Source organism: Sinorhizobium terangae, from assembly GCF_029714365.1.
In the GTDB taxonomy this organism is placed as follows: domain Bacteria; phylum Pseudomonadota; class Alphaproteobacteria; order Rhizobiales; family Rhizobiaceae; genus Sinorhizobium; species Sinorhizobium terangae.
In genome coordinates this window covers 1,966,499-1,978,564 of sequence record NZ_CP121660.1, presented here as the reverse complement: position 1 = coordinate 1,978,564, position 12,066 = coordinate 1,966,499, and the positions used below count along the sequence as shown (strand labels likewise).

The window sequence follows — 12,066 nt, the reverse complement described above, 5'->3', positions numbered from 1 at the left end:
AATTCACAACGGAGGAGAAAGACGTGAAGACATTTGTGATTGCGCTAGCGCTGTCGGCCCTGGCAACCGGCGCCGCTCATGCCGCCGACCTCGGCGGCAAGCTCCTGAAAATCGGCTCGGATACCACATCGCCGCCGATGGAAAGCGTCGACCCGGCAACCGGCCAGATCGTCGGCTTTGATGTCGACGTCGTCAACGCGATCTGCGCCAAGATCAACTGCCAGGCGGAATTCGTGACCACGGGTTGGGACGGCATCTTCGCGGCACTCGACCAGGGCAATTTCGACCTCGTCGCCTCCGGCGTCTCGATCACGGACGAGCGCAAGAAGGCTATGGATTTCTCCGAGCCCTACATCGTCAACAGCCAGGCCGTGCTGGTGCGCGTCGAGGATCAGGCCGCGTCCCTCGACGATTTCAAGGCCAATGGCAAAAAGCTTTCCGCCCAGGCCAACACCACCGACGCGCAGGTCGCCGAGGGTGTCGTCGGCAAGGAGAACGTCGTTGCCTATGACAGTTTCAGCGCGGCGATCATCGCGCTCAAAAACAGGGATGTGGACGGCGTCGTCATCAACGGCGCCAATGCGGCGGCCTACGAGCGTGAATTCGCCGGCGAGCTCGTCGTCGGCATCAAGGACCTCGAATCCGACCCGCTCGGCCTCGTCTTCCGCAAGGGCGACGCCAATGTCGCGGCCTTCAACGAAGGGCTGAAGATGATCAAGGACGACGGCACGTTGGCTCAACTGGTCGATAAGTACTGGGGCCTCAAGTAAGCAGGCCGCCGACACACCGTCCCGGAGCGCCTTTCCGCTCCGGGACCACCCACAACATCCCCCGGAGGAATGAATGTCGTTCCTGAGAAGCGTGCGGCCCAGCAACCTGATCATTCTGACCGCGCTGCCATTCATCATCTATCTCTTTGCTTCCTCCGGCGACTACCAGCGCTCGCTGAGGGCGATACTCGGCGTCGAGAATGGTTCCTCCGCCTTTGTTCCAGGCTTCCTGGCGTTGATGATTGCGTTTTCGTCCGGCGTCGCCGTCCTGCTCTTTTCGCGGGCGAAGGCGCGTTATGCGCGGCTGGCGACGGCAGCCGCCATTCTCAATCTTGTTGCCGCCATCGTCCTTGTCCTGAGCGGCGCCATTCATCCCTTTATTGCCTCCGTCGCCGCTAATGCCGTCGATCCCTTTACGTCGTCAATCGTGGTCAAGGGCGTCACGCCGCGCCAACTGACGGAGGCGGCCGATCTTGCGGTCCGCAGCGTCGAAGCCATGCTTTTTCCCGCCTATTTCGCGGTGACGCTGCTGGGGCTCGCCCTCTTCTTTGCCGGCATGCGCAAGAGCCTCGCTGCCGATAATCGCCTGCGGCGAGCCGGCGGCTGGATCCTCGGTCTCGTCAACGGCGCGGGTTTGATCTTCGTCCTGTTCTTCGCTCACATCGCCTTTGCCGCCGGCGTCGCGACGACGATCCGCGCAGCCATCACCGCCTATATTCTCGCGGCGATCATAGGGCTCATCTGGGTCGGCTTGCTGCAGCTGCACTATACCGCGCGCACCAGCCTGCTTTTCGCACTCGCGACGCTCGCCCTCGCCCTCGTCTCCGCCTGGTTTCTGCTGCAGCCGCGCCAGGCCTATGTGCTTGCTGGCTCGCTTGACGGCAAGGTAGCGATCGTCAGCAGGACGCCATCCAGCCTGATCACCGCCGTGCGCTTCGGCCAGTACCCGGGCGCACCCGAAAAGGAAAGCGCGGTCAGGACTTTCCTTGGGCCCGCCGAGGCGATCGCGGCGGCGGAAAACAAAGAAGTGACAGCAGCGCTTCTGCCGCGGGCGACGGTTCCGGCCGGCTGGCCCGTTCTCTGGGAGACCGAAACCCTGAACGACAGCGATCGATCGGCGGGCATCACACTTGCGGTGCTCGCGATCATCGTCGGCCTGCTCACCTTCGGCGGCTATCTGCATCGCCGCCACCCGCTGGCGATCGGCTCGGAATTCGTCGTCGACACAATTCGCGGCATACCGATGCTGGTGATCGTGCTCTATGTCGGCCTGCCATTGAGCGGAGCCCTCAAGGACGCCACGCAAGGGGTGCTCGATCCGCCCAACCTGATGCGCGGCATCGTCGCGATGGCGCTTGCCTATTCGGCCTATCTTGCTGAAATCTTCCGCTCGGGCATCAACGCCATTCCCATCGGCCAGATCGAGGCGGCCCGCAGCATCGGCCTCAACCGCTGGCAGACGGCGCGCCTCGTCGTGCTGCCGCAGGCCTTCCGGATCATCATCCCGCCCCTCGGCAACGAATTGATCGCCATTTTGAAGGACACGTCGCTGCTGTCGATTCTGTCGATCCGCGACATCACCCAACGTATGCGCGAGTTCCAGTCAGCGAGCTTTCTGCCGTTTGCGCCCTATAACTCGGCGGCGATCTTTTACATCTTCCTGACGCTGGGCGCCGCAAGTCTCGTCAACGTGATCGAGCGGAAATATGACATCAAGCACCGATAGAGCCGACCGGATTGCGGCGGGGAGGCGCGTGGCGTTACCCCCCTCTGCCCGGCAGGGCAGAGGGGGGTGCATCGGGCGCGAGCAAGGGAATCTCCCATGACCGGCCAACCCACCGTTCTCATCACCGGCGCCTCGCGCGGCCTTGGCCGCGAGCTGGCGCGGCAATATGCGGCGGCCGGCTGGCCGGTAATCGCCTGCGCCCGCGCGGCTACCGCGCCGGATGGCGAGGGGATCGAGCATCGGCAGCTCGATGTTGCCGACATGGGATCGATTGCCGCTCTCGCCGCCGGTCTCGGCGGACGGCCGATCGATCTCCTGATCAACAATGCCGGCATTCGCGGCGATACGGGCGGTCTCGCGACAATCGATCCGGACGACTTCCTCGAGGTCATGCGGATCAATGCGCTGGCGCCGCTTCTCATCGTCCAGGCGCTTCTGCCCAATCTCCTCGCCGGAGAACGCCCGATCGTCGCCAATATCAGCAGCCGGGCCGGCTCGCTCGCCGAGGGTACGCTCGACGATGACGACGGCGACTATGCTTATCGTTGCTCCAAGGCGGCGCTGAACATGGCGACGGTGAAGCTCGCCCAGGATCTGCGGAAACACGGAATTGCGGTTCTGTCGTTGCATCCCGGCTGGGTGAAGACCGACATGGGGGGCGAGGGCGCGAGAATTCGAGTTGCCGAGAGCGCGATCGGTCTCAAGGCGATCATCGATGGCGTCGGGCTCGCCGACAGCGGCAGCTTCCGAGCTTTCGACGGCAAACAGGTATCATGGTGAGAAGGCGAGCGGGATCATGACGAAAGAACTGAGCGGACAGGAGATCGCGGCAATCAACAAGCTGCTCACTGAGACCTATGGGATAGAAGGAGAAATCTCCGCGCTGCCGGGTGAACACGACCTCAATTTCCGTGTTCGCACGAACGACGGCAGCGCCTTTCTGCTGAAGCTGCACGCAGCGGGGGCGCCGGAAGAGCTCGACATGCAACTCGCCGTTCTCGAACACCTGGCATTGGCAGCGCAGGCCCTGCCCATCTCCCGCGCCCTGCCGGATCGCTCCGGCGCGCTTCTCAGGCCGGTCGACTTCAAGGGCGAGCGTCTCGCCCGACTTCTTACCTGGCTGCCGGGCGAGACCTGGGCGCATGCTTCGAACCGCAGCGCCGTTAGCGTCGAGACCTTGGGAGCATTGCTCGGCACGCTGGACCGCGCCCTGACGGGCTTCGATCATCCGGGCGCAAAGCGTGTTTATGGCTGGGATGTTGCCCGGGCCGATATGCATCTCGACCATGTCGGGCTGATTGACGACGAGGAAAAGCGCAATACGGTCCGCGGCATCCTCGATCATTTCGTTTCTGCCGTTCTGCCGCGCCTCGCAGCCTGCCCGCGGCAAATAATCCACAACGATGCCAACGACTATAACGTGCTTCTCGACGCCGAGGGCCGCGTCAGCGGGCTGCTCGACTTCGGCGACATGGTCGAGACTTTTCGCGTCATCGAGATTGCGGTCGCTTCCGCCTATGCGCTGATCGGCGCAGAGGATGCGGTGGGCACCATGGCTCGCCTTGCCGGTGCCTATCACGACGTCAATCCGCTCACGGAAACCGAAGTCGAACTGATCTTCGATCTCGTGCGCACCCGCTATGCCGTCAGCATGTCAATGGCAGCAAAGCAGATCCGCGAGAATCCTGAAAACACCTATCTGCTCGTCAGCCAGGAGGATGTCTGGAGCGAACTGCAGCGGATCGAGCGGGAAAACCGGGCAATCGCCGTCGCCCGCCTTCGCGATGCCTGCGGCTTTGCGCCCATTCCGAAAGCCGCGAGGATCGTGCGCTGGCTGGAACGCAATGCGCATGGTTTCTCGGGGATCATAAGACCGACTGTCCTGAAGCCGAAGGCGGCTGTCTTCGATTTCTCCGCAGGGGGGCCCGCTGCCAACGACTGGGCGACGCTCGACAAGGTCGAGGCGGAAGCGCGGATCGAGGCGCGTATCCGCGCCGAGGGCGCGGATTTTGGGCTCGGCCTCTATGGTGAGGACCGGGCGGTCTACAAGGGAGATGCGTATAGCACGACGGTCGCGAGCCAACGCCGCACCGTTCACCTCGGTGTCGATATTTTCGCGCCCGCCGGCGAGCCGGTGCATGCGCCGTTCACAGGCAAGGTCGCCTTCTACCATGATGACGCGGTCGCGCATGGCTTCGGTCCGACCGTGCTGATCGAACACGCAACCGGCGACGGCGACGTGTTCTGCACGCTCTACGGCCATCTGTCGCGAGAGAGCACGGAAAAGCTTGCGATCGGCCGGTCGATTGCCAAGGGAGAGGCTTTCGCGACGCTTGGTGCCCGCCACGAAAACGGCGGCTGGGTGCCGCATTTGCACTTCCAGATCGTCACCGACCATCTCGGTCTCGAAGGGCGCATGCATGGCGTCGGCGTGCGCGACCAATGGCAGGTCTGGCGGGAGGTCAGCCCGGATCCGAGTGTCGTGCTCGGGCTTTCGGTGCCGGCCTCGGTGATCGTTGCGCGCGACAAGGAATTCCTGGTGCGCGAGCGCCATCGCCGGATCGGCCGGTCGCTGAGCATCGCCTATGGCGCGGCGCCGCTGAAGATCGTCGGCGGCGAAGGCGCCTGTCTGATCGACGAGGAGGGCACGCGCTGGCTCGATATGGTCAACAACGTCTGTCATGTCGGCCATTGCCACCCGCGCGTCGTCAAGGCGGCCGAGACGCAGATCGCACGGCTCAACACCAATTCGCGCTATCTGCACGACAGCCTGGTCGAATATTCGCGACGGCTGACCGCACTCTTCCCCGATCCCCTGAACGTCTGCTTCTTCGTGAACTCCGGCAGCGAGGCGAACGATCTCGCGATCCGGCTCGCCCGCGCCTATACCGGCAACCGCGATATCATCACCGTCGATCACGCCTATCACGGGCACCTCACGAGCCTGATCGACGTCAGCCCCTACAAGTTCGCCGGCAAGGGCGGCGAGGGCAGACCCGCGCATGTGCGCGTTGCCGAGATGCCGGATCTTTACCGCGGCCGCTACCGCTATGGCGATGCCGATGCGGGCGCGAAATATGCGCAGGACGTGAAATGCCAGATCGAAGCGCTGGCAGCGGAAGGCCGCAAGCCGGCGCTCTTCTTCAGCGAGGGCATTCTCGGCACCGGCGGCCAATTGGTCCTGCCGGAGGGCTATCTCAACGAAGCGTACGCCCATGTGCGCGCCGCCGGAGGTCTATGCCTGGCGGACGAGGTGCAGGTGGGCTTCGGCCGCGTCGGCAGCCACATGTGGGCGCACGAGACGCAAGGCGTGGTTCCCGACATCGTCACCATGGGCAAGCCGATCGGCAACGGCCATCCGATGGCGGCGGTCGTCACCACCGAAGCGATCGCGGCCGCCTTCGCCAACGGCATGGAATATTTCAACACCTTCGGCGGCAATCCGGTTTCCGCCGAGATCGGACTTGCCGTACTCGACGTCATACGCGACGAGCGGCTGGTTCACCATTGCGCAGTCGTCGGCAAGCGTTTGATGAATGGCGCCCGCCGGCTTGCGGAGCGGCACCCGATCATCGGCGACGTGCGCGGCCACGGCCTCTTCAACGGCATCGAACTCGTGCGCGACCACGAGACCCTGAAGCCAGCCGCTGGCGAACTCGACTTCGTCATCGCCGAGATGAAGAGGAAGCACCGGATCCTGCTTTCAAGCGAGGGACCGCATCACAACGTGCTGAAGATAAAGCCGCCGGCGCCGTTCAGCGCCGAGGATTGCGACTATTTCCTCGATGCACTCGACGAGGTGCTGGCAAGGGTTCCGATGGGGTGATCTACTGCCTGTGAACGCCTCGGCCTACCTGAAAACGACGCGATTCTTCGTCTTCCGATCTAGGGTATGAGAGCTGGAGTAGGAGCGTGGAGTGACGATCTACCTGACCGGGAAACGGGATTTTCGGATCGCGCTGAGTTTAAAAAAGTCAGCCATCTAACGGGAACTCTTCACGTAGAGCTTTGTTTGGCTCAGCAACGGACGCATTGCGTCAAACAGCGAGCGAGAAGAACAATGTTGATACGTCTCATGGCAGCCACCGCCCTTCCCATTCTGCTGGCTGTGCCGGCATTTGCGGACTGCCGTCAAGAACTCGAGAAACTCGGGCCAGCTATCGTTTCCGCAGAAACGGGCGCAGCCGGCAGCGGGTCCGGCGCGCCTGTTACGAAGCACCAGGAAGAAGTCATGCCCGGCAAGCAGAAGAAGGCTGTCGGAACGGAAATAACGGGATCAACCGGCGCCCAGACGAAAGCGACTTCGCCTCATCAGGAGCAGGTCACCGGCAAGCGGACCGGTGAAAGTGGCGACAAGCCAAGCCAGCTCGAGGCAGAAGCCAAGAAAATGGCCGAAGCCGGCGATGAGCAGGGATGCATGAAGAAGCTGGGCGAGATCAAGGACCTGATTGGAGCAAAGTGAGAGCGTCTTCGTGGAAGGCAGCCTGTTCGACATGGAGGACCATCTCACGGCGAGCGGATCGCGGGCGGCAGCCATGGCCGTCCGGAGTCCTGGCTTATCGACATGCCGAAGAGGCTCTCGAGCAGTCGCGGGCCTCCTTCGCTTGGCGGCCATCAAGCCGGATCAAGTCTCGTCATCTTGCTGAGCATATCTCGGCAGGAGATGGCGTCCTCCCTGACGTGAAGAGCCACGCGAAAGCAAGAACACGAACAGGCACTGATCATTTAGGCGGCGCGTGAGCAACTCCCTGGCGCTCAAGCCGCGGTGGCGGGCTTACCTGCTCTTGCGCGGTATCGCTGGTTGTTCCGGCCGGAACATTTCCGGAAGCGGGAGGTTCGTTGGACGGGCCAAGCGTAAGAGAACGCTTGGAAGCAACAAATGGAGCTTAGATATGAAACTTGCCATATCGGCTGCCTTAGCGGCAGCGCTGTTCTCGGCGGCCAGCCTGACTGCTTCCGCGCAGTCCGGCACGAGCGCGACCGGGGATCAGCCTTCCATGAATATGGAAAAATGCGATCCGGGCAGCCCGAATTGCAAGGCGGGGCAACGCGGGGACAAGCCCTATTCCAGCGAGACCACCGGCAGCGTGAAGAGCAATGATAACAGCGCAGCTGGGGACGCTCAGGATGACGCCCCGAACAAAGATTGCCCGCCCGGTCTCGCCAAGAAAAAGATGAACCCCAGCGAGGGACGCGATACAACGGGCTGCTGAGGAGCCCGAACCAACGAAGAAGCCCCGCGTTGTTGCGGGGCAGCGTCGCATCCCTTTGGCGCGTAAGATGCGGTAAGATAGTTCCGAAAGGCACTGCCGCGGCCAACGGGGAAGGCCCGAATGCGCGTTCTGGCACGCCGCTGCGAAAAGTGCACGAAGGCCAGCCCACCGATCAGGTGCATGCTGCAGCCCGCATCTCCTGACACTGTCCACGCCTGAGTTCTTCACTTGAAGCCCGCCGATTCCATCGATCGGCCTTGTCTCCGCGCCAGGAACATCCCGTTGAATTGAGCATCCTTTTCTCAGCTCGCGCGTTCGGAATAGAACAGCCGAACGATTGAAGGCATCTGCGGCATGGAGGACGAAGCAGAGACCCATCACGAGGATGGTGATGGCAAGATCGGTGAGAATGTCAGCTTTCCATTCGATCGGATGACCGTCCAACGCTTTCGCGAAACGTTTCCGCGGGCTCGATGGAGCGAGGAGCGTAAGGCCTGGTTTGTTCCCGGGTCCACAGCGGGGCGCAGGATCAATCGCTGGCTCGCCAGAGAAGCGTCGAGAAGAGATCCCTACGCGGATCAGAAGGGCCGTGATGCCTACGCGTTCGAACCCATTCTCAGCCCTTACCTGAAGGTCGACAACAACGGCTTCCGGGTCCGCACGCCGTATTCACGGAAGATAGTCGATGAACTCCGTCAGGTGCCGTTTGCCCAATGGCAGCCGGAACTCAAAACATGGCGGGTGCCGTTCGCCTCCTACGACGACCTTCACCGGCATTGGCAGGTGATCGAGGAAGAGGCAAAGCGCAACGAACCTGAGGAACGGCGCAAGCGCGCCGTGGCGCGCAAGGGAACGGAGGAGGAGAGGGCGGCACGACGCCGATCTGCCGAGAGACGGCGTCGCCGTATCCCGCTGCCGGCCGACGATTTGCCACCAATCGGCAAGCCGGTCTCGACGACCAGCTATCGGATCATTGTCATCACTGAGGTCACCGGCGAAATCGTCGATCCAGATCGCGTCGCCGATGTCTATCGCGACGTCACCCGTGAGCACATCTGGGGAAGATGGCGCGCGCCCAATCTGGACGAGCTCGTTCGAACCTGGCCTTCGAAAACCGAGCCCGGAACCTACGAGGTTGAACGCGGCTGGTGGCAACCAACGATCGAGGAACTACGTGAGGCCAGGAGGAAGGCGAGGGCGAAGGAACGAAAAACTGGAACTCCGTAGCGGTGGGATAGGGTTTTCGAAATGGAAAGCTACGGAGTATTGACGGCGGTGCCAGATGGACCGCGACGTTTAAAGCCGGTCAAAGTCCGCCAGCAGGTACCCGCGACGTCCTGCACAGCCAACAGCGCGGCAGTCAATCTAAGGACGCGGCGGCTTCACATTGCCAAAGCGGATCTCTTCGCGCGATGGATTGTCGGCAATCGACTGCTCTTCCTCGTCGTCCGGAAGAACATCTTCAGGATCGATATTCGCCTCATCGGTGCTGCGGACCGGTGGTATCCGGCCCTGGTCCACCGGCTTCGCATCCTCCGGGCGCGATAAACTAGGCCCGGTCTCAGCGCTTTCCTCGTCGGGTGTCTCGGCCGTTTGGCGGACAGGTTCTTTCGGGCTTGCAATCATGGTTTTCCCTTTCGTCTCCGGAGAAAGCGAGTAGCGGCGTTTTGTTCCACGCCGTGTTCCCAAGTCTGCCGTCATCTTTTCGCGCAAAGTGAATGCTCGCGCGGGCATATAGCGTGAAGTAGACGACGTTGATCTTCCGGTTGAGGAACAATTGTCATCCACGACGATTGGGGTGCCTTTCGAAGAAGCAGGAAGCCACACCCTCTTTTTCCGTCAGTCTCCTGCTTCATCCCCCGGTACCGGGGGTGACCGTCGGAGGTATGATGTCCAAAGCAGTCACAGCGACGGTGATTTTCGTGCTGGTGGTGATCGCCTTGATCTGGGTGCTTTTTCCGATTGACTGGACGCCGGAAAACGGCCAACCGCCGCCTCACGCGATCGATCAATCCGACTAGCTTCTTCCCCGCGACGGTGCATCCCGTAACAGGTACGCGATGCGCCGGCTGACCCCTTACAGTGCCTGTGAAGGCGTCGTGCGCTGACGCCGGAACATGTTCAGCTTCTGCCGGTTCCTTCGTGACCTCGTTAGAGCGGGAGGATCCAATATGAAGAAAGCTTTGAGAGATGCGGTGGTGGTCATCACTGGTGCCTCGTCCGGCGTGGGAGAGGCCGCGGCTGAGGCATTCGCGCGATGTGGCTCGAAACTCGTCCTCGCCGCGCGCGATGCCGCCGCGCTTCAGCGTGTGGCGAAGACCTGTCGCGAATTGGGGGCCGAGGTCTTGGTCGTGCCGACCGACGTGACGGATGCGGACGCCGTCAAGGAGCTGGCAGAGAAGGCGATGAGTTTCGGCAAGATCGACGTCTGGTTCAGCAATGTCGGTGTCGGTGCGGTTGGTCGCTTCGTCGATACGCCGATTGCAGCCCATGAGCAGGTCATTCGCACCAACCTGATCGGCCATATCAATGATGCACATGCGGCCATTCCGATCTTTCTCAAGCAGCGCCACGGCACCTTCATCAATATGATTTCTCTCGGAGGCTTTGCTTCCACCCCTTTCGCTACTGCCTACAGCGCCAGCAAGTTTGGCCTTAGAGGCTTCTCCGAAGCACTCCGTGCCGAGCTCGCCGATGAACCCGACATCCACATTTGCGATGTCTATCCGACGTTTATGGATACGCCTGGCGTGGGGCATGGGGCGAATTATACCGGTCGGAAGCTCAGCGTTCCTCCGCCCGTCTACAACGCGCGTCGTGCCGCTCGCGCCATCGTCCGTCTCGCGGAGCGTCCACGCGCCTCGACTACCGTTGGCCTCGTCGCTGATCTTGCCCGCTTCGTCCATTTTCTCGCCCCCAACACCACGACGCGGCTGCTGGCGCAGCTTACGTCACGTTACCTGAAGCAAGCGCCGCGGGCGGAGAACAGCAACGGCAATCTGTTCAGAGCGCCGGCCGTGGCCGGTGGCATCGACGGGGGGCTGCGCTCATCCCACAGGATTCCCGTCGCAACTATGGCGGCTGTCGTTGTCGTCGGGTTCGCCATCGCTGCCCTGATCGCCGGCAAATCGCGTGTTTCATACAGAGGAGTCCTGAGATGAAGGCTTTGACGTGGCACGGCAAGGGCGATATCCGATGCGAGAGCGTGCCTGATCCGAAAATCGAGAACGATCGCGACGTCATCATCAAGGTGACTGCCTGCGCGATCTGCGGCTCGGACGTCCATATTTTCAACGGTCTCATCCCCTCCATGGAGCACGGCGACGTCCTTGGCCATGAAACGATGGGGGAGGTCGTCGAGGTGGGTAGGAGGGCGACCAGATTGAGCGTCGGCGACCGTGTCGTCGTCCCTTTCACCATCGCCTGCGGCGAATGTTTTTTCTGTCAGCGCGGCTTCTATTCGGGCTGCGAACGCACCAATCCCGATTGGGAAAAGGCGACGAAGTTGTGGGGGAATTCTCCTGCCGGACTGTTCGGCTATTCACACCTTCTCGGCGGTTACAGTGGTGGACAGGCTGAATATCTTCGCGTGCCCTATGCGGATGCGGGGCCGATCAAGGTTCCGGATGAACTCACGGACGAGCAGGTGCTGTTTCTTTCCGACATCTTTCCAACCGGCTACATGGCCGCCGAGTTCTGCGACATCAACCCTGCGGACACGATCGCAATCTGGGGATGTGGCCCTGTCGGCCAGATGGCGATCCGCTCGGCGTTCCTGCTCGGCGCCGAAAGAGTCATTGCCGTGGATACGGTTCCGGAGCGGCTAAGGCTCGCCGAAGCAGCCGGCGCGATGACCCTCGATTTCATGCAGGAGGATATCTATGAGCGGATCATGGAGATAACCCATGGTCGGGGAGCCGACGCCTGCATCGACGCGGTCGGCACCGAGGCCGATAGCCGGGCAAGCCTGGATTCCTTTGTCGACCGCGTGAAGGTGGCCACATTCATGGGTACTGATCGCCCGCACGTGTTGCGGCAAGCGATCCATTGCTGCCGAAATTTCGGAACGGTCTCCATTGTGGGTGTCTACGGCGGATATCTCGACAAAATACCGATGGGATCGGCAATCAACCGCGGACTGACCTTCCGTATGGGCCAGACGCCGGTCCAACGGTATCTTCCGTCGCTTCTCGATCGGATCCGAAAAGGGGAGATCGACCCGTCCTTCGTCATCACCCATAGGGGCGGCCTCGACGAGGGGCCGGCGCTCTACAGTACCTTCGGCGAGAGGAAGGATGGTTGCGTAAAGGTAGTTTTGAAGCCGTGAGAGGATTTGCAACGCAGGCTGACGCTGTCG

The 12,066-nt window shown here is 61.9% G+C and carries 11 protein-coding genes; 10 read left to right on the top strand and 1 reads right to left on the bottom strand.

Features of this window, described 5'->3' with window-relative positions:
- The first annotated feature begins 23 nt into the window (after window positions 1–23).
- From QA637_RS27945 to QA637_RS27915, 7 genes are all read left to right on the top strand, one after another.
- Complete coding sequence (locus QA637_RS27945) at window positions 24–770, top strand: transporter substrate-binding domain-containing protein (protein ID WP_283066053.1); 747 nt, start codon at window positions 24–26, stop codon at window positions 768–770.
- 73 nt (window positions 771–843) lie between these two features.
- Entirely contained in the window at window positions 844–2,496 is a 1,653-nt protein-coding gene (locus tag QA637_RS27940) for an amino acid ABC transporter permease (RefSeq protein ID WP_283066051.1), read from the top strand.
- A 96-nt stretch (window positions 2,497–2,592) separates the two neighbouring features.
- The gene (locus QA637_RS27935; protein ID WP_283066049.1) at window positions 2,593–3,276 is read left to right on the top strand and encodes an SDR family oxidoreductase; all 684 of its coding nucleotides are present in this window, start codon (window positions 2,593–2,595) and stop codon (window positions 3,274–3,276) included.
- Between the two features lie 16 nt (window positions 3,277–3,292).
- Window positions 3,293–6,322: an aminotransferase class III-fold pyridoxal phosphate-dependent enzyme gene (locus QA637_RS27930; protein ID WP_283066047.1), complete on the top strand. Its 3,030-nt coding sequence runs from the start codon at window positions 3,293–3,295 to the stop codon at window positions 6,320–6,322.
- A 234-nt stretch (window positions 6,323–6,556) separates the two neighbouring features.
- Window positions 6,557–6,958 (top strand): hypothetical protein, encoded by a 402-nt coding sequence (locus QA637_RS27925; RefSeq protein ID WP_283066045.1) that lies wholly within the window; start codon window positions 6,557–6,559, stop codon window positions 6,956–6,958.
- A gap of 430 nt (window positions 6,959–7,388) precedes the next feature.
- Window positions 7,389–7,709, top strand: coding sequence for a hypothetical protein (locus QA637_RS27920; protein WP_283066043.1), 321 nt, complete (start codon window positions 7,389–7,391; stop codon window positions 7,707–7,709).
- 354 nt (window positions 7,710–8,063) lie between these two features.
- Window positions 8,064–8,936 (top strand): hypothetical protein, encoded by an 873-nt coding sequence (locus tag QA637_RS27915; protein WP_283066042.1) that lies wholly within the window; start codon window positions 8,064–8,066, stop codon window positions 8,934–8,936.
- Between the two features lie 138 nt (window positions 8,937–9,074).
- Here the strand turns inward: QA637_RS27915 and QA637_RS27910 are convergent, their stop codons facing one another.
- Window positions 9,075–9,422: a hypothetical protein gene (locus QA637_RS27910; RefSeq protein WP_283066040.1), complete on the bottom strand. Its 348-nt coding sequence runs from the start codon at window positions 9,420–9,422 to the stop codon at window positions 9,075–9,077.
- Window positions 9,423–9,598: 176 nt separating this feature from the next.
- On the opposite strand from QA637_RS27910, the gene QA637_RS27905 reads away from it, so the two are divergent.
- The 3 genes from QA637_RS27905 to QA637_RS27895 all read left to right on the top strand — a co-directional run bounded on the left by QA637_RS27905 (window position 9,599) and on the right by QA637_RS27895 (window position 12,036).
- Entirely contained in the window at window positions 9,599–9,730 is a 132-nt protein-coding gene (locus QA637_RS27905) for a hypothetical protein (protein WP_283066038.1), read from the top strand.
- 150 nt (window positions 9,731–9,880) lie between these two features.
- The gene (locus QA637_RS27900) at window positions 9,881–10,870 is read left to right on the top strand and encodes an SDR family oxidoreductase (protein WP_283066037.1); all 990 of its coding nucleotides are present in this window, start codon (window positions 9,881–9,883) and stop codon (window positions 10,868–10,870) included.
- The gene (locus QA637_RS27895) at window positions 10,867–12,036 is read left to right on the top strand and encodes a zinc-dependent alcohol dehydrogenase (RefSeq protein WP_153440416.1); all 1,170 of its coding nucleotides are present in this window, start codon (window positions 10,867–10,869) and stop codon (window positions 12,034–12,036) included. The genes QA637_RS27900 and QA637_RS27895 overlap by 4 nt, the downstream gene beginning before the upstream one ends.
- Window positions 12,037–12,066: the final 30 nt, after the last annotated feature.